The organism is Blastococcus carthaginiensis (genome assembly GCF_030731085.1).
GTDB lineage: Bacteria > Actinomycetota > Actinomycetes > Mycobacteriales > Geodermatophilaceae > Blastococcus > Blastococcus carthaginiensis.
Genome location: NZ_JASNFN010000048.1, coordinates 1 through 16,922 on the forward strand (window position 1 = coordinate 1; position 16,922 = coordinate 16,922).

Below are 16,922 nucleotides of genomic sequence, written 5' to 3' on the forward strand. Positions count from 1 at the left end.
TCACAGAGTTACGGCGGCCATGGCGAGAGGGAAACGCCCGGCAACATTCCGAACCCGGAAGCTAAGCCTCTCAGCGCCGATGGTACTGCCCTGGAGACGGGGTGGGAGAGTAGGACGCCGCCGGACAACCATTCACGAAGGGCCCCAGCCACCAGGCTGGGGCCCTTCGTCGTCCCCGGAGAACGCACTCCTCACCGCTCCCGGGACAGCGCCGCTCAACGCTCGTGGAACGGCACCCGACGCAGCCGGAGCGGTGCCCTGAATCGTGACCGGAATGGCGCCCTGCACCGGGACCGGAACAGCGCCTTGCGCCGGAACGGGAGCGGCGCTCTCGTCGGTCCGGGACGCTGCCCTCGCCTCTCTCGAGCGGCGCCCCCCCGGCCGCGCGCACACAAGCACCTCGCACCGGCAGGCGCACGCCCCGGCCGCGCGCACGCAAGCACCTCGCACCGGCAGGCACACGCCCGGCCAGCAGCGGAGGAGTTGGTGCCCGGGCCGCGCTCAGCGCCGGCGCAGTTCCCTCGTCGTGGCCCCACGTCGGCCGCGGCCGCAACGTACGCGCACCGGCGACCGGGGGCGTGCGCACACGCACCCGGATCCCCTTTCCGTCACGTGGCGGAAGGGGGATCCGGGTGCGGGACGCCGGTCAGGGGACGACGCGGCGCAGTCCGAGCCACGAGAGGCCGGCGACCGCGACGGTGAGCAGCAGTGGCAGGCCGGCCGCGAGCGTGGTGATCGACTGGTCGCCGAACCAGCGGCCGAGGGATGCCCAGGCCTCGAACGCCGTCAGCAGGACGGCGAGGCCGCCGACGACGACCAGCGTGCCCAGGATCAGCCCCCACACGGCGAGCTGGCCCCAGCGCTTGTAGAGCACCCCCATGCCGATCCCGATGAACATGAGCGCGAGCATCGGCGCTCCCGAGAGCAGTACCTGCAGGGCGAAGCTGTCGACGTTCATCGCTGCCGGCGCCCAGAACTCGAGCCCCGCCCCCCAGCCACCCGTCGCCTCCTCCAGCGCGGTGAGGACAGCCAGCGCGATGCCGAAGACGAGCGCCTGCGCGACGGCCACCAGCGCGGTGGCCAGGTAGAAGGTGCGGCGGCTGACGCTGATGCCCATGGCATATGGGAGCAGCTGGGTGACGGCCTGGACGAAGGCGACGGCGACCGTGATGTAGAGCGAGGAGACGCCCCCGGTGAAGGCGTCGCCGTCCGAGGCCCCGTCCAGGCCCGCGGTCGCCCAGAGCGCCCAGTTGATGGCGAAGGCGATGCCGCCGACCAGCCAGGGCACGCCGAAGATGACGAGCGGGTGGATGAGGTGCAGCCGGGCCGCGGCGAGGATGCGGTTCATCGCGGGACCTCCTGGAGGGCGTCGGTGGACGAGTGGCGGGCGCCGCCGGTCGCCGGCGGTGCGAGGCTCATCGCGACGACGAGCTCCTGCAGGTTCGTGGGTTCGGCCATGAGCCCGCAGGTGTCCGGGTCGTCGCCCCCGCTGCGGAGCCGGACGACGGCGCGGCCGGTGCCGGCGAGGGTGTCCAGGTGCAGCAGGTCGTGCCCGGCGGCGAAGGCCTGGATGCGCTCCTCGGGGCCCCGGACGGTGACGGCGCTGCCGCGCACCGACTCGGCGTCGGTGTCCAGCAGCAACCGGCCGCGGTCGATCAGCAGCACCCGTTCGAGCAGATCGGCGATCTCCTCGATGAGGTGCGTCGAGATGAGGATGGTCCGCGGGTGCTCCGCGTAGTCGGCGAGCAGGCGGCCGTAGAACTGGTGCCGCGCCACGACGTCCAGGCCGGCGTAGGGCTCGTCGAAGAGGGTGAACGGCGCCCGCGACGCCAGGCCGATGATGATGCCGACCGCCGAGTTCATGCCTCGCGACAGCTTCTTGATCGGCCGCCCGGCGGGGAGCTCGAAGTCGGTCAGTAGGGCCTGGGCCAGGTCGGCGTCCCACCCCGGGAACAGCAGCGAGGCACCGTGCAGGGCGTCGCGCACCCGGAAGTGGTCGGGGTAGCGCTGGCCCTCCTTGATGAAGCAGGTGCGCCGCAGCACGTCGTCGTTCTCGTACGGTCGGGCGCCGAAGACCTCCACCCGGCCGCTGCTCGGCACGCGGTGGCCGGTGAGCAGCTGCATGAGGGTGGTCTTGCCGGCGCCGTTGCGGCCCAGCAGCCCGGTGATGGCGTCCTGCTCGATCGAGGTCGAGACCCCGGCGAGCGCGGTGTGCTCGGAGAACCTCATCGTGACGTCGGAGACGGTGGCCGCTGCGGTCATCGCGGGCTCTCCCAGTTGTCGATCATGTCGGTGAGCTCGGCGGCGGGGATGCCGAGCTTCCGCGCCTCGGTCATCAGGGGGCGGAGGTACTGGTCGGCGAACTCGCTCCGCCGGCGCTTGAGCAGCTGTTCGCGGGCGCCCGTGGCGACGAACATCCCGACTCCTCGTCTCTTGTGGAGGACCCCGTCGGCCACCAGCTGGTTGAGGCCCTTGGCGGCGGTGGCGGGGTTGATGCGGTGGAAGGCGGCCAGCTCGTTCGACGAGGGCGCCTGGCTCTCCTCGGCGAGGGAGCCGTCGACGATCGCGTTCTCGATCAGATCGGCGACCTGCCGGAAGATCGGCCCGCCGTCGTCGTTCACGGGCAGGAGTCGGCCGGCGCACCGGCGAGGTTCCGGGGTACGCTACTCACGTAGTGAACCATAGGACCACGGCGCCGTGGTGCACAAGAGCCCGGTGCCCTCGTCGGAGCCACGGACGGTGCGGGGACCGCCGGCGTCAGAGCGCCGCGGCGAGCGCCTCCAGGTCCTCCGCCGTGGCGTCCAGGTGCGGCGAGACCCGGAGCACCGGCCCGGTCATCTCCCCGGGGGCCCGCTCCGGCCCGAACGCGCTGAGCACGATCCCGTGATCGGTCAGCAGGCGGGCGCGCGTGGCGACGACGTCGACGCCGTCCGGTGGGCGCAGCGTGGTGGTCGCGGTCGGTTCGTCCAGCGGCTCCACGACCCGCCAGCCGGCGACACCGTCCAGGAGCTCCCGGGTGAGCCGGCCCAACCCGGCCAGCCGGGCGCGGACGCGGTCGGGGCCGGCGGCCAGGTGCTCACCGACGGCGACCACGAGACCGACCCGGCCGGCCACGTGGGCCTCCCCCGACTCGAACGCCCGCATCGGCGGCACGCCCTCCGGTTCGGGGAGCACCGGCACCAGGTGCGCGGCGACGTGCGGGCGGGCGATCAGCACCCCCACGCCGCGCGGCCCGGCCAGCCACTTGCGCGAGGTGCCGTAGACGACGTCGGCGCCGAGGTCGACGTCCACGTGCCCGAGTGACTGCGCGGCGTCGAGCACCAGCGGGACGCCGGCCGCGCGGCACAGCGCTGCGACCTCGCGCCCCGGCTGCACCAGCCCCCGGTGGCTGGCGACGTGCGTCAGGTGCACCACCCGCGGCGGGTCGGTGGCCAGCAGCCGCTCCACGCCGTCGAGGTCGGCCCGTCCCAGCCCGTCGACCGGCAGCGGCTCCGGCCGCAGGCCCGCAGCGCGCAACTGCGCCACGTTCGGTGCGAACTCCCCGGGCAGGCAGGCCACCCGCGAGCCGGCCGGCAGCCGCCAGCCGCTCAGCAGGGCGACAAGCGCGGCCTGGGCCGACTCGACGAAGGCGACGTCGGCAGCGGCCATGCCGGCCAGCCCACCGAGGACCGAGCGCCCCTGCTGCAGCAGGTCGTCGGCGGTCGCCTCGGCGACGTATCCGCCCAGCTCGGCCTCGTGCCGCGCGTGGTGCGAGGTCGCCTCCAGCACGCGGTGGCTCTGTCGGCTGCACGCGGCGCTGTCCATGTGCCGGCCCGCCGGCCGTGGCCGGGCCTTGCGCCAGGCGGCGCCCAGCTCCTCCTGCGGCAGCGGGGACGGTCGTGCGGCGGTCACCCGTGCACGGTAGGCGTCGCTCAGCTCTCCAGCTGGCCCCGGGCCACGGAGACCCCCGAGTGCGCCGGGTCGCCGTCCAGCGGCTCGACCGAGACGTCGACGATCGGGTACGCCGCCAGGTCGAGCCCGGTCGGCAGCTCCAAGGTCTGGGTCCCCGGGCGCAGGACGCCGAGCGGCACCATCTCCACGATCCCCGGCTCGATCAGCCAGACCTCGTAGTAGGCGTCCTCGACCGCCGGTGCGTCCAGGTCGACCTCCAGCGCGCGGGAGCCGTCCGCGCGGACGACGACCTCCGCCCGCCCCGAGGCCGGCTCGCCGTCGAGCGGCTCGAGGGCCACGGTCGTGAGCGGCTCGAGGGCCTCGTCGCCCTGTACCAGCGCCACGGCGCCGGCACCCACGACGGCGCCGGTGACCGCGGCGGCGGCGATCAGCAGGACCGGCCGGCGGCTGCGGCGGAGGGGGAGCACCTGGCCGCCGGCGCCCACCGGCGCAGTCGCGCCCACGGGCGCTGAGGGCGCCTCCGCGGCCGGGGCGGCGTGCGCGTGGGCCCCCGGCGCCGTCTGCACCCCGGTGGCCGCCGCGATGCCCGCCCACACCGAGGCGGGCGGCGCCACGGGCGGCCCGGGCTCGGCGAACTCGGGGACGGCGACGGCGTCGACGGCGCGCTGGAGGCCCGCGACCTCCGTCCGGCACTCGGCGCAGGAGCCGAGGTGGGCGGCGTCGTCGGCCGGGAGCGGCTCGTGCAGCGCGGCGAGGGCGAGCTGCTCAGGCTGGCAGTGCGGCACCGTCCACCTCCAATCGTGTCCTCAGGCGTTCGAGAGTGCGGCGGATGTGGGATTTCACCGTGCCCAGCGGGATCCCGGTGCGCTCGGAGATCTGGGCGTGGGTGAGGTCGGCGAAGAAGGCGAGCTCGATGATCCCGCGCTGCGGCTGGCCGAGACGTTCCAGCTCCTCGAGCACGAGCATCCGGTCGGTCACAACGCTGTCCACGGGGGGCGTCGTCCCGCCGGCCGGTGTGGCCTGCGCCTCGGAGACGGCGGCCTCGGCCTCGCGGCGCATCCGGTCGCGCCGGGCCCAGGCATCGGCGATCTTGTGGCGGCAGACGCCGACCAGCCAGGCGGGTAGCGGGCCCTGCTCGGGGCGGTAGCGGGCGCGGCCGGTCCAGGCGGAGATGAAGGTCTGCTGGGTGACGTCCTCGGCGTCGGGACCGGGACCGAAGGCACGCACCGCCATGCCGTGCAGCTGCCCCGCCCACCGCTCGTAGGCCAGGGCCAGCGCCTGCTCGTCGCCGGCGGCGAACCGGCGGCCCACCTCGGCGTCGTCCGGCTCCGCGGCGCCGGACGGCGCCGGAACGGGCTCGGAGTTCACGGTGCCGACGCTACCCAGCCGCGCGGCCCGGTCCAGCAGCCCGGTCACGGCGTGGTGCCGGGGACCGGCTCGGCCACCACGACGACGTTGTCGCGGTAGCTGCGGAACTCGGGGAGGAACGGGCCGCCGCAGGTGAGCACCACCAGCCGGGGCGGGCCTTCGCGGCGGAAGATCTCGTCCAGCGGGAGGACGTCCTTCTCGATCACCTCGCGGGACACGATCCGCCAGCGGGTGGGCTCCCCGGCGGCGTCGGTGACGGCGATCTCCTCGCCCGGTTCGGCCGTCCGCAGGGGGAAGAGCGCGCCGGGACCCTGCTCGCGGTCGTCCACGTGGCCGGCGATCACGGAGTTCCCGGCCGCGCCGGGCTGCGGGCCGAAGCGGTACCAGCCCACCCGGTCGACGTCCTCGGGCAGGGCCATCTGGCCGTCGTCGGCGATGCCGACCGGGTCGACGGGCGCCGTCACGCCGAGGCCCGGCACCTCGATGCGCACGGGCGGGGCGACCGCCGGGTCCACGGTCGGTGCCGCGTCCCGCACGCTCACCGACGGCAGCTCGGACGCCGGTGGTGCGGTGGCGGGCGCGGCGGGGCGCTCCAGCACCTGGTCGACCGGCGGACCCGCCGCCGCATCCGGCCGGGACAGGACCCAGGCGGTCGGCGCACCGACGGCGAGGGCCAGGCCCAGCACGGCGCCGGCGGCGGCGAATCGCACGGTCATCTCCTCGGGGTGCGGCGGATCAGCGCGAGGAGCGGGCCAGCCGGAACGCGCCGGCGGCGGCCAGGGCCACACCGGCGACGGCAGCGGCCCCCACCGGCAGCGGGAGACCGGAGTCGTCGGCCAGGCCGGCGCTGCCACCGGGGACGCCGGCCGGCGCCGAGTGCTGGCCGGAGATGTCCTGGGCGGCGAGCTCGTAGCCGGCGTCCTCCGAGCCCCACGCGTAGACGATCGTCGAGGTGCCCTCGGTCAGCGTCAGGTCGGCCGGGCCGATGGCGACGGTGTCGGTGCCCGCGAGCACGACGTCGGCGCTGACCGTGCCGGCCGGGACGGTGAGCGACTCCCCGTTCGGGTTGGTCAGCCCGTCGACGACCACCTGCCCACCCGCCCGCACGTCGACGGCGGGCGCGGCCGCCACGTGGCGCACGGTGACGCGTGCCTGGCCGGCGGGGATGCCGCCGGTCTCGTTGACGAACGGGGTGAGCGCGGGCTCGCCGCCCTCGGTCAGGTGGGCGACCACGGTGGCGTCGGCGCCGGCGGGGACGGAGACGTCCATCGCCGACAGCAGCGGGTCGCCCGAGCCATCCGGCGCGTCGGCCGGGAACAGCGCCAGGTCGTAGGAGCCGGCGGGCAGCTGCAGCGGGTCGGTGAGCGTGCCCGGCTGGAAGTCGTCGATCAGCCGCTCGCCGTTGGCGTAGACGTCGACGGGGAGGTCCGGGACGGCGTGCAGGACCGAGACGGTGGCGGTGTGGTTGTCGGCCAGGGCCGGGGTGGCGACCAGGACGAGGCCACCGGCCACGCCGAGGGCTCCGGCGGTGCGGCCGATCGTGCGGGCGGTGCTCATGGCGAGTTCCTCTTGTCGGGAGGTGCTGACACCCCTCCTTCCGGCGCACCCCGGCCCGTGGATGCGTGTGGGAGGGAACGGTCCGCCCGACGGGCACGCGGCGGCCGGGGCGGGGGAGGATGCCGCTGTGGCAGACCGCGACCGCGACGCCGAGGGGCGCGCCCGCAACGCCCGCCCGCGGGATGCCCTCGGGCGGCCGCTGCCGCGGGAAGCCATCGGTGAGGACCGCGCCCCCGAAGGCCTCGTGCGGCCGCCGGCGGTGGCGCTCGTCGAGGCACAGCGGCTCCTGGATGCCGGCCGGCCGTTCCACGCCCACGAGGTGCTGGAGGACGCCTGGAAGACCGCGCCCGAGGAGGAGCGGGCGCTGTGGCGGGGGCTGGCCCAGCTCGCCGTCGGTCTGACCCACGCTGCCCGGGGCAACGACCGGGGCGCGCGGACGCTGCTGGAGCGGGGCGCGGAGAGCATCGCCGGCTACGCGGCGGCACCGCCCCACGGGGTCGACGTCGACGGCCTGGTGGCGTGGGGGAGGGGCCTGGCCGCGGCCCCGGGCGCGGGCGCCGACCCGGCCGCCGCCGCTCCCCGGTTGACCGGTTCGGCGGTGCGCACCCCGGGCACACCGGGAGGATGACGACGAACGGAGCACGGCGCGACGGGATCCGGGCCGCGGCGGTCCTCGCCGCCGCCCTCGCGCAGATCGTCGGCAGCCCGCTGGGCAGCGCCCTCGCCGGGCGCAGCGTCGGCGCGGTCAGCGACGAGACCGGCTCGCTGATCACCCCGGCCGGTTACGCCTTCACGGTCTGGGGCGTGATCTTCGCCGGATCGCTGGCGTGGGCGGTGTACCAGGCGCTGCCGGCGCAGCGCGGTCGCGCGCTGCACCGCGGCACCGGGTGGCCGCTGGCCGCGGCGTTCGCCGGCAACGCGGCGTGGGAGATCGCCTTCCCGCTGATCGGCGTCTCCGTGCCGCTGGTCCCGCTCGTGCTGCTGTTCTGCATCGTGGCGGCCACCGCGGTGGCCTGGGCGCGGCTGCAGGAACTCCCGGTCGAGGGGCTGGGCCGGGTGCTGCCGGCCGCGGTCGCGGGCCTGCTGCTGGGCTGGGTGACCGTCGCCGCGGCGGTCAACGCAGGCCAGGCGGGGGTCGCGCTCGGGGCACCGGCGTCCGGCACCACCGCGCAGGTCTGGGCGGTCGTCGCGCTGATCGCGGTCGCGCTGATCGCGTCGGCCCTGGTGCTGTCCGCCCGCGCCGCCGCCGGGCCGTTCACCGCCGCGGTGGTGTGGGGCGTGCTGGCCGTGGCCGTGGCCGGCGGCCCGGCCCCGGTCGTCGTCACCGCGCTCGCCGCCGCCGGGGCCGTCGCGGTCGCGCTCGTCGTCCGCACCGTCGTCCGGCGCGACCCGGTGACCCTGCTCGTCGGGTGACCCGGCCGGGAGGTCAGCGGCCGCGGACGCGGGCGTAGCGGTCCAGCGCCACCTGTCGCTCGTGCGCGTGGTCGAGGACCGGCGCCGGGTACCCCGCGGGGACGCCGCCGGGCGCCGTCCAGGGCTCGTGCACGTAGCGGGGGTCGACGTCGCGCAGCTCCGGCACCCACCGCTTCACGTAGGCGCCGTCGGGATCGAACTTCCTGCCCTGGGTGACCGGGTTGAAGACGCGGTAGTAGGGCGAGGCGTCGGTGCCGGTGCCCGCCACCCACTGCCAGCCGTGGTTGTTGCTGGCCAGGTCGCCGTCGACGAGGTGCCGCATGAACCACCGCGCGCCCAGCGTCCACTCCTGGTGCAGGTCCTTGACCAGGAAGGAGGCGACGATCATCCGCACCCGGTTGTGCACGTACGCCTCGCCGAGCAGCTGGCGCATGCCGGCGTCGACGATCGGGAACCCGGTGCGGCCGGTCTCCCAGGCGCGCACCAGCGCTCGAGCGTGCGGGCCGTCGTCGTAGCCCATCGCCTGCAGCTCCGGCTTGAGGTACTCCCGGGCCGACCCCGGCCGGTGCCAGAGGACGTCGGCGTAGAAGTCCCGCCAAGCCAGCTCGTCGGTGTAGCGGCGCACGGACTCCGCCTGCCCGGCCGTCGCGAGGTCGGCCAGCAGCGTGCGGGGGTGGATGCAGCCGTACTTCAGGTAGGCCGACATCCGGCTGGTCCCGTCGCTGCCCGGGGCGTTGCGCCCGTCGGCGTAGCCGAGCAGCCGCTCGTCGCGGAACCGTTCCCAGGCGGCCAGCGCGGCGGCCTCCCCGGCCGGGGGCAGGGCGACGCCGTCGAGGTCCGGTGCCGGGGGCTGCTCGTCGGACCGGACGCCGCTGCGCCAGCGGACGCCGCCGGGGGACGACGCCGGTGCACGCCAGCCGTGCTCCCGCCAGGCCCGGGCGAAGGGGGAGAAGACCTGGAACGGCGTCCCGTCGCGCGTGGTGACCCGGCCGGGCGTCACCGCGTACGGCGAACCGGTGCGCTCGAACGGCACCTCGCCCAGCGCCCGTTCGACCGCCTCGTCCCGGCGGCGGCCGTACGGCCCGGCGTCGGCGCTGACGTGCACCGACGTGGCGCCCACCTCGCCGGCCAGCGCCGGCAGCACCCGCGCGGGGTCGCCGCGGCGCAGGACCAGCGCGCCACCGAGGTCGTCGTCCAGGGCGGCCAGGCAGTCGAGCAGGAAGCGGCGGCGGGGTCCACCGGAGGGGCCGTAGAGGCGGTCGTCGAACACGAACACGGGCACGACGTCGCCGTCCGGGCCGGCCGCGTCGCGGGCGGCGAGCAGCGCGGGGTGGTCGTGCAGGCGCAGGTCCCGCCGGAACCAGAGCAGCGCGGTGGGCACCCGGCCGAGCGTAGGAACGATCGCCGTCACCCGCCCGCCGAGTGCGGCGTCAGGCGGAGCGGCCCAGGTCCTCCATCCCCAGCACCCGCCACAGGCCGGTGCGGCGGAGCAGGTCGAGCGTCCGCCGGTTGGCCCCGCGGACGACGACGCTGCCGCCGCGGGCCCGGCACGCCCGGTGCGCCGAGAGGAGGCTGGCCGCGGCCGGGCTGGACAGGTGCTCCACCTCCCGCACGTCGACCACCACCCGGCGCGCGCCCGTGAGCAGCGCGTCGTGCAGCAGCCACCGGATGTCGGCGACCCCGTCGGCGAGCATCTCCTCCGTCAGCCGCAGGACGACCTCGCCCGAGCCGTCGGTACCGGGGTCGCGGTCGGCAGGGTGCACGGTGGTCTCCTCCGCGGTCGGGGTCCGCTCGGTCTGTCAGCAGCCTCGCGACCGCAGTTTGCGATCTCCCGTGTCACTGCATTGCGATCGGATGACGGTGGCCGGCGGGGGCTGGGCCGCGGTCTCCCGGTGGCAGCATGTGCGCGTGTCGCTGCGGATCATGATCGTGGAGGACGACGACTCCATCCGGACGGCGCTGCGCTGGGCGCTGGAGGACGAGGGGTACGACGTCGCGGAGGCCGCCTCCGGCGAGGACGCCGTCCGCATGGTGGGCATCGCCGCGCCGGACATGATGATCGTCGACCTGATGCTCGGGTCGGTGGACGGCTTCACCGTGATCCGCGAGGTGCGGCGGGCCCACGATCTGCCCGTCGTCGTGGTCAGCGCCCGCGCGGACACGCAGGACATCGTCGAGGCTCTGGAGGCGGGCGCCGACGACTACGTGACCAAGCCCTTCCAGATCAAGGAGATCACCGCGCGGCTGCGCGCCCTGCGACGCCGGACCGCCGTGGTGCCGGCGGGCGCCCCGGCCGCGGCCACCCGGCCGGGCGTCGTGCTCGACCACGACCCCCGGGCGCCGCTGGTCCTGCGGGAGGCCAGCGGCACCGTCTACCGGGGGGACCAGCTGGTGCCGCTCACGCTCACCGAGTACCGGGTGCTGTGCGAGCTGGCCGCCGCGCCGGGCCGGGTCTTCAGCCGCCAGGCGCTGCTCGAGCGGGTGTGGGAGCACGGGTTCTTCGGGGACGAGCGGATCGTCGACGTGCACGTGCGGCGGCTGCGGACCAAGGTCGAGCGCGACCCGGGCAACCCGCGCCTGGTGGTCACCGTGCGCGGGCTGGGCTACCGGCTGGACCTGCAGTGAGCCGCTGGTGAGGCGGGCCCCGGGGCGACGGGGGCTGCGGGGGCGCATCGTGCTGGGGTTCGCGGCCAGCACGCTGCTGGTGTCGGCGGTGCTGGTGACGACGACCTGGCTGCTGGCCCGCAGCTTCGTCGTGGAGCAGCGCGAGCAGGCGCTCACCCAGCAGGCGTTCGCCGACGCCGAGGTGCTGCGCAACCGGCTGTCCGCCGCCGGGGCCGACGTCGGGGGCGTGCTGGGCGAGCTCGTCCCGTTCGGCGACGCGGAGGTCGTCGTCCGCAGCGGGGACGAGTGGTACTCCTCCAGCCTGGAGGTCGGCGGGCGCGACGTGCCGGCCGCCCTCCAGGAGGTGGTGGCCGGCGGAGCGGCGGGAGCGCTGCGGATCGACACCGCCGACGGGCCGCGGCTGGTCGTCGCCGTCCCGGTCGTGAGCGCGGGCGTCGAGTTCTACGAGGTGGCGCCGCTCGGCGACCTGGAGGCGCTGCTGCGCACGCTGGGGCTCGTGCTCGGCGCCGGGGCGGTCGCGGCGACGCTGGCCGGCGCCGGGTTCGGGGCGTGGGCCAGCCGGCGCGCCGTGCTCCCGCTGGAGCAGGTCGCCGGCGCCGCGACCCGCATCGCGGGGGGTGAGCTCTCCACCCGCCTCCCGCCGACCGACGACCCCGACCTGGTGGGCATCGTGGCGGCCTTCAACAGCATGGTCGACGCCCTCGCCGCCCGGATCTCGCGGGACGCCCGGTTCGTCGGCGACGTCAGCCACGAGCTCCGCAGCCCGCTGACCAGCCTCACCACGAGCGTCGAGGTGCTGGCCACGCGGCGCCAGGAGCTCCCCCCGCGGGCGCAGCAGGCCCTGGACCTGGTGGAGGGCGAGGTGTCCCGCCTGCGGGTGACCCTGGACGACCTGCTGGAGCTCGCCTGGTTCGACGGCGCGGGCCACGCCCCCGACGCCGTCCCGGTGTCCATGACGGCGCTGGTGCGGGAGGTGCTCGAGCGGACCGGCCGCCCGCTCGGCCTGCTGGCGGCGGGTCCCGAGCCGGAGACCACCGTGCTCGGGGACAAGTCGCGGCTGGAGCGGGCCGTGCGCAACCTGCTGGACAACGCCGACCGCTACGCCGGAGGGGCCGAGCGCGTGGGGGTCGAGCGCTGCGACGGCTCGGTGGTCGTGACCGTGGACGACGCCGGCCCCGGCGTGGCCTCGCTGGACCGGGAACGCATCTTCGAGCGCTTCGCCCGGGCCCCCGGTTCGGCGCGCCGCTCGGTGCCCGGGGCGGGGCTGGGGCTGGCCATCGTGGCCGAGACGACCGCGCAGCACGGGGGCGCGGCGTGGTGCGCCCCGAGCCCGCAGGGCGGAGCGCGTTTCGTCCTCTCGCTGCCGGCGGCGCGGACGTGAACCGGCTCCGGCGCGCGGGCGCGCTGGGCGCCGTGCTCGCGGTGACGGCGGCGTGCGGGGTGCCCACCGGGGACGGCCCCTCGACGATCGCGCCCGCCGACGTCCCCTACGGGCTGGCCGCGCCGACCTCCCCGCCGACGGCCGCGCCGTCCGCCGTCCCCGCCGACGAGGCGGGCTGGGCCTACCTCGTCGGCGCGGACGGGGCGCTCGTCCCCCGCGCCCGGGACAGCGGCACCGGGTCCCCCGAGGAGCGGCTGGGGGAGCTGCTCACCGCGCTGGCCGCCGGTCCGACCGAGGAGGAGCGGGCCCAGGGGCTGTCCACGGCCCTCCCGTCCGGGGTCGCGCTGACGGTCGCCATCGACGGCGCCACGGCGACGATCGACCTCTCCGGGGGGGCGCCGCTGTCGTCGAACCGCCGTGCCGTGGCGCAGCTCGTGCTCACCGCGGCGAGCCTGCCGGGGGTCGAGGCGGTCCTGCTCACCAGCGACGGCGAGCCGGTGGAGGCGCCGCTGCCCTCCGGTGCGCTCACGGACGCGCCCTTGCTGCCGGCCGACTACGCCGTCTTCCTCAGCCCGCCCCCGGAGTCCCCGCCGGCCGCCTCGCCGGTGCCCACCACCGCCGTGCCGCCGCCCGGCACGACCGCGCCGCGACCGGTGCCCACGGTGCCGCCCCCCTTCGTCGCCGACACCCGGCCCGACACGGCCGCGGCGTCACCCGGGGCCGCGGTGACGGTGACCGACGTCCGCGCCGGCCGCCATGAGGGTTTCGACCGGGTGGTGTTCGAGGTCGGCGGCGCGGGGCTGCCGGGGTGGGACGCCCGCTACGTGCCCGGAGCCCGGTCGGCGGGGAGCGGGCTCCCGGTGGACGTCGCCGGGGACGCCGTCCTCCAGCTCGTGCTCACCGGGGTGGGGCTGCCGGGGGACACCGGGGTCGCCCCGTACGCGGGGCCCGACCCGGTGACCGCGGGCGGTGCTGCCGTGCAGGAGGTCGTGCTCGACACGATCTTCGAGGGGCAGATGGTGTCGTTCCTCGGCACCGCGGGCGAGCGCCCGTTCCGCGTCTACCGGCTGCAGAGCCCGAACCGGGTCGTGGTCGAGGTGCTCCACCAGGGGTGAGCCTCGTGGCGGCACCTGGTCCGAGGATGCGCGGCCGTCCCGGTCCCTGGGGCCTCGTGCAGTCGGTCTCTGCCCACCTCACGGGGCAGAGACCCACGACGCCGGGATCACCCCCGCGGTGGCGCGGTCCGTGGAACGGGGGCCTGCGCACCGGGATGGTCCCGGCGCGCAGGCCCCCGCGGGGTGGGACCGGTCACCAGCGGTGGGCGACGTCGATCACCAGGCGGACCGCGTCGTCACCAGGGGCGCCGACCAGGGTGAAGGTGCGGAACGGCAGCCGGGCCCGCGTGCCGACGCCCAGGGTGGTGCGGCCCTCGTAGGAGCCGGCCCACGCGACCTGCTCGAGGGTGCGGAAGCCGTCGACGTCCACGACCTCGCTGCGGCTGGGCGGCAGGTAGGTGGCCCGCCCGTACCCGTCGTAGGCGGGGGAGTGGACGACGACCTGCAGCGCCGCGCCACCCGCCAGCGGGACGACGTCGCCCGTGCCCTCCTGGTGCACCGCGTCGACGTAGCGCACCGAGTAGCCGGTCGCCGCCGCGGGACCGTGCAGGTCGACGACCAGGCGGTCGAAGCAGGCGTGCCGGCCGGCGCGGACGTCGGTGACGGTCAGGCCGGCGGTGGTCGCCGAGCTGCCTTCCGGCAGCGAGCCCCACATCAGCCCGCAGTACGGCGCGGTGGCCGACCCCGCGGCCGACGCCGGGCTGATCAGGCCGACCAGCAGCGCGATCACGCCGGCGAGGACCGCCAGGGAACCGAGTCGGATCCTTCTCACGATGGTCTCCATCCGTCGGGGCCCGCACCCCTGCGGAGCGGGCCTCCGAACGGAGGTCTACTCGCCCGCGAGGGCCCCGGAGGCCGCCGCAACAGGGTCTCCACCAGGTCGTCGCGGGCGTCATGCGGTCGTCGCACCACCGCAAGACCGCCGTCGTCACACCGCCGGGTGCGGGGCCGGGCGGCGGGGTCCACCGATCGGGGGCCGCGCCGTGGCCGCATCCGGTGGATCATGGTCGGGTGCCCGAGTTGCCCGAGGTGGAGGCGCTGGCGGCGTTCCTGCGCGAGAACGCCGTCGGCCGCGTGCTGGCGCGCGCCGACCTCGCCGCCGTCCAGGCGATCAAGACCTTCGACCCGCCCCTGTCGGCGCTCGCCGGCCTGGAGATCACCGGGGCCGCCCGGCACGGCAAGTTCCTCGACCTCGACGTCTCCGGGCTGCACCTCGTCGTCCACCTCGCGCGGGCGGGCTGGCTGCACTGGCGGGAGAAGCTGCCCCCGGCTCCGCCCAAGCCGGGCAAGGGCCCGCTGGCCCTGCGCGTGCACCTCGACGACGGCAACGGGTTCGACCTCACCGAGCAGGGCACCCGCAAGGGGCTGGCCGTCTACGTCGTCCGGTCGCCCGCGGAGGTGCCCGGCATCGCGCGGCTCGGCCCGGATGCGCTGGAGGTCGACCGCGAGACCTTCGCCCGGCTGATGGCCGGCCGGTCGGGGCAGCTCAAGGGGGCGCTGACCGACCAGACGCTGGTCGCCGGCATCGGCAACGCCTACTCCGACGAGATCCTGCACGCCGCCCGGCTCTCGCCGTTCAAGATGGCCGACAAGCTGACCGACGACGAACTGGTCCGTCTCTTCGACGCGGTGCGCGCGACCCTCACCGATGCGCTGGGCCGCCAGGTGGGCCAGCGGGCCGCCACGATGAAGGGCGAGAAGCGGTCGGGGCTGCAGGTGCACGCGCGCACCGGGCTGCCGTGCCCCGTCTGCGGCGACACGGTGCGCGAGGTCAGCTTCGCGGACACCTCGTTGCAGTACTGCCCCACCTGCCAGACCGGGGGCAAGCCGCTGGCCGACCGGCGGATGTCGAAGCTGCTGCGCTGACCGGCCGCGGTGCCGGCGATGATCAGCTGACCTGATCATCGAACGTCCTCCCTCGTGGTGGGCGGTGGAGGAGGACGCCGCGCGGTGAGGGAGGACGGCCGTCACCGCCCGAGGAAGCTCAGCCCTGGAGCAACGAGACCAGGCGGGTGAGCGCGCGGACGAGGACGCTGCTGCCGACGCCGGCGTCGTCCGGGTGCGCAGCGGCATCGGCCGAGCCCACCGCGGTCCACCAGTCGCGCGAGGGTGGCGGGGAGAGGACGTCCACCCGCTCGCCCGGCTGCGGGACGACGACGTCGACACCGCGGGCGCCCGCCGCGGCCAGCAACCGCTGCACCGGCTCGGCCCAGCGGTGGAACGCCAGGTTGAAGGTGGCCCAGTGCACCGGCAGCAGCACGCGCCCGCCGAGGTCGCCGTGCGCGCGGACCGCCTCCTCCGGGTCCATGTGGATGGCGTGCCAGGCGTCGTTGTAGGCGCCGATCGGCAGCAGGGTGAGGTCGAAGGGGCCCAGCCGGGCGCCGATGCCGGCGAACGCCGGGGTGTAACCGGTGTCGCCGCCGAAGAACACCCGGTGCCGGGGGCCGGCGATCACCCAGGACGCCCAGAGGGTGGTGTCGCGGTGGAAGTACCGGCCGGAGAAGTGGCGCGCCTCGGTGCAGGTGAGCACCAGGTCGCCGAGGCGGTGCTCGCCGTCCCAGTCCAATTCGACGATCCGCTCGTCGGGCACGCCCCACTTGCGCAGGTGCTCGCCGATGCCGAGGGGGACCACCCAGGGTGCGCGCTGGGTGCGCAGCAGGGTGCGCACCGTGGGCAGGTCGAGGTGGTCGTAGTGGTCGTGCGAGATGAGCACCGCGTCGACCGGGGGCAGCTCCTCCAGCGCCATCGGGGGCTCGTGCAGCCGTGTGGGACCGATGATCGGCGACGGCGAGACGCGGTGCCCCCACACCGGGTCGAGCAGCACACGCCGTCCGTCGATCTCCAGCAGCGCGCTGGCGTGGCCGAACCAGGTGACGGCGAGCTCGGCGGCGTCGTCCGGGAGGTCGGCGTGGGCCAGCGGGATGGGTGCGCCCGGCAGGCCGACGTACCGCTCCTCGTGCCACTGCCGGAGCAGCCCGTCACGGGTGTTGGCAGGGGAGAGCGCGGGGGTGGGCATCCGGTTGTGGAACTTGCCCTCGGAGAACTGCGGCGACCCGGCGACCACGCGGCGCAGCCGGCGGCGGTGCGCGCCGAGCGCGGTCGGCAGGCCCCAGGCGGCGGTGGCCACCCAGCCCACGGGGCCGGCGAGCAGGGCGGCGGTGAGGGCGGTGCGGCGAGCGATGCGGGACGGCACGGTTCGAGCATCCCAGCCGGAGATGGACGGCGGCTGTGAGGCGGGCGACGTCTGTCCGACCTCACCGTGGAGCGTCCTCCCTCACCGTGGGCGCTGAGGGAGGACGCTGCACGATCAGGATGCTCCTATGGATCGTCAAGCGGCCGAGGCGATGTTTTCGGCCGACTGGGCGGGGCGTAGGACGTAGTAGAGCTCGCGGGCGATCATGCGCTTGAGGCAGCGGATGATGTCCTTCTTCGACAGTCCCTCTTTAGAGCCCCCGCCAGTAGGTGAGGTCGCGCCGTTCGGCGTGGCTGATCGGCAAGGGCAGGCACGAGGGCCACGCTCGCGAAGGTGCTAACGCTCCGTGAACTGTGGACGCCTCGTGCCTGCCGTCCCA

General features: G+C 75.8%; 18 protein-coding genes and 1 rRNA gene. 7 read left to right on the plus strand and 12 right to left on the minus strand.

The window, feature by feature from the left end; genetic code table 11:
• Window positions 1-9: 9 nt before the first annotated feature.
• A 5S ribosomal RNA gene (gene rrf / locus QOZ88_RS22490) occupies window positions 10-126 on the plus strand.
• A gap of 520 nt (window positions 127-646) precedes the next feature.
• On the opposite strand, the gene QOZ88_RS22495 is transcribed toward rrf, so the two are convergent.
• From QOZ88_RS22495 to QOZ88_RS22530, 8 genes are all read right to left on the minus strand, one after another.
• The gene (locus tag QOZ88_RS22495) at window positions 647-1,348 is read right to left on the minus strand and encodes a hypothetical protein (protein WP_306001912.1); all 702 of its coding nucleotides are present in this window, start codon (window positions 1,346-1,348) and stop codon (window positions 647-649) included.
• Entirely contained in the window at window positions 1,345-2,262 is a 918-nt protein-coding gene (locus QOZ88_RS22500; RefSeq protein ID WP_306001913.1) for an ABC transporter ATP-binding protein, read from the minus strand. The genes QOZ88_RS22495 and QOZ88_RS22500 overlap by 4 nt, the downstream gene beginning before the upstream one ends.
• Window positions 2,259-2,621: a GntR family transcriptional regulator gene (locus tag QOZ88_RS22505; RefSeq protein WP_306001914.1), complete on the minus strand. Its 363-nt coding sequence runs from the start codon at window positions 2,619-2,621 to the stop codon at window positions 2,259-2,261. Before QOZ88_RS22505 ends, QOZ88_RS22500 begins: the two co-directional genes overlap by 4 nt.
• Window positions 2,622-2,757: 136 nt before the next feature.
• Window positions 2,758-3,891: an ergothioneine biosynthesis PLP-dependent enzyme EgtE gene (egtE, locus tag QOZ88_RS22510; protein ID WP_306001915.1), complete on the minus strand. Its 1,134-nt coding sequence runs from the start codon at window positions 3,889-3,891 to the stop codon at window positions 2,758-2,760.
• A 20-nt stretch (window positions 3,892-3,911) separates the two neighbouring features.
• The gene (locus QOZ88_RS22515; protein WP_306001916.1) at window positions 3,912-4,676 is read right to left on the minus strand and encodes an anti-sigma factor; all 765 of its coding nucleotides are present in this window, start codon (window positions 4,674-4,676) and stop codon (window positions 3,912-3,914) included.
• On the minus strand, window positions 4,657-5,259 hold the full coding sequence (locus tag QOZ88_RS22520; protein WP_244524124.1) for an RNA polymerase sigma factor: 603 nt from the start codon (window positions 5,257-5,259) through the stop codon (window positions 4,657-4,659). The genes QOZ88_RS22515 and QOZ88_RS22520 overlap by 20 nt, the downstream gene beginning before the upstream one ends.
• Before the next feature lie 44 nt (window positions 5,260-5,303).
• Entirely contained in the window at window positions 5,304-5,975 is a 672-nt protein-coding gene (locus QOZ88_RS22525) for a class F sortase (RefSeq protein ID WP_306001917.1), read from the minus strand.
• A 19-nt stretch (window positions 5,976-5,994) separates the two neighbouring features.
• The gene (locus QOZ88_RS22530; protein ID WP_306001918.1) at window positions 5,995-6,816 is read right to left on the minus strand and encodes a DUF4397 domain-containing protein; all 822 of its coding nucleotides are present in this window, start codon (window positions 6,814-6,816) and stop codon (window positions 5,995-5,997) included.
• A gap of 127 nt (window positions 6,817-6,943) precedes the next feature.
• Here QOZ88_RS22530 and QOZ88_RS22535 point away from each other — a divergent pair, with 127 nt between their 5' ends.
• Both QOZ88_RS22535 and QOZ88_RS22540 read left to right on the plus strand, forming a co-directional pair.
• Window positions 6,944-7,444 (plus strand): DUF309 domain-containing protein, encoded by a 501-nt coding sequence (locus QOZ88_RS22535; protein WP_306001919.1) that lies wholly within the window; start codon window positions 6,944-6,946, stop codon window positions 7,442-7,444.
• Window positions 7,441-8,229 carry a hypothetical protein gene (locus QOZ88_RS22540; RefSeq protein ID WP_306001920.1) on the plus strand — a complete coding sequence of 263 codons (789 nt, stop codon included), beginning with the start codon at window positions 7,441-7,443 and terminating at the stop codon, window positions 8,227-8,229. Before QOZ88_RS22535 ends, QOZ88_RS22540 begins: the two co-directional genes overlap by 4 nt.
• A gap of 13 nt (window positions 8,230-8,242) precedes the next feature.
• Here QOZ88_RS22540 and QOZ88_RS22545 read toward each other — a convergent pair whose 3' ends face one another.
• Together QOZ88_RS22545 and QOZ88_RS22550 are read right to left on the minus strand one after the other, a co-directional pair.
• Window positions 8,243-9,610: a cryptochrome/photolyase family protein gene (locus QOZ88_RS22545; protein ID WP_306001921.1), complete on the minus strand. Its 1,368-nt coding sequence runs from the start codon at window positions 9,608-9,610 to the stop codon at window positions 8,243-8,245.
• 49 nt (window positions 9,611-9,659) lie between these two features.
• Window positions 9,660-9,992 carry an STAS domain-containing protein gene (locus tag QOZ88_RS22550; protein ID WP_306001922.1) on the minus strand — a complete coding sequence of 111 codons (333 nt, stop codon included), beginning with the start codon at window positions 9,990-9,992 and terminating at the stop codon, window positions 9,660-9,662.
• 145 nt (window positions 9,993-10,137) lie between these two features.
• Here QOZ88_RS22550 and QOZ88_RS22555 point away from each other — a divergent pair, with 145 nt between their 5' ends.
• The 3 genes from QOZ88_RS22555 to QOZ88_RS22565 are packed head-to-tail and all read left to right on the plus strand — an operon-like array spanning window position 10,138 to window position 13,350.
• Window positions 10,138-10,854, plus strand: coding sequence for a response regulator transcription factor (locus QOZ88_RS22555; protein ID WP_091933600.1), 717 nt, complete (start codon window positions 10,138-10,140; stop codon window positions 10,852-10,854).
• A 7-nt stretch (window positions 10,855-10,861) separates the two neighbouring features.
• Window positions 10,862-12,235, plus strand: coding sequence for a sensor histidine kinase (locus QOZ88_RS22560; RefSeq protein ID WP_306001923.1), 1,374 nt, complete (start codon window positions 10,862-10,864; stop codon window positions 12,233-12,235).
• Window positions 12,232-13,350, plus strand: coding sequence for a GerMN domain-containing protein (locus QOZ88_RS22565; RefSeq protein WP_306001924.1), 1,119 nt, complete (start codon window positions 12,232-12,234; stop codon window positions 13,348-13,350). The genes QOZ88_RS22560 and QOZ88_RS22565 overlap by 4 nt, the downstream gene beginning before the upstream one ends.
• A gap of 193 nt (window positions 13,351-13,543) precedes the next feature.
• On the opposite strand, the gene QOZ88_RS22570 is transcribed toward QOZ88_RS22565, so the two are convergent.
• Window positions 13,544-14,122 carry an AMIN-like domain-containing (lipo)protein gene (locus tag QOZ88_RS22570; RefSeq protein WP_306001925.1) on the minus strand — a complete coding sequence of 193 codons (579 nt, stop codon included), beginning with the start codon at window positions 14,120-14,122 and terminating at the stop codon, window positions 13,544-13,546.
• Between the two features lie 239 nt (window positions 14,123-14,361).
• Here QOZ88_RS22570 and QOZ88_RS22575 point away from each other — a divergent pair, with 239 nt between their 5' ends.
• The gene (locus QOZ88_RS22575) at window positions 14,362-15,216 is read left to right on the plus strand and encodes an Fpg/Nei family DNA glycosylase (RefSeq protein WP_306001926.1); all 855 of its coding nucleotides are present in this window, start codon (window positions 14,362-14,364) and stop codon (window positions 15,214-15,216) included.
• A gap of 118 nt (window positions 15,217-15,334) precedes the next feature.
• Here the strand turns inward: QOZ88_RS22575 and QOZ88_RS22580 are convergent, their stop codons facing one another.
• Complete coding sequence (locus QOZ88_RS22580) at window positions 15,335-16,543, minus strand: MBL fold metallo-hydrolase (protein ID WP_306001927.1); 1,209 nt, start codon at window positions 16,541-16,543, stop codon at window positions 15,335-15,337.
• Window positions 16,544-16,922 lie beyond the last annotated feature (379 nt).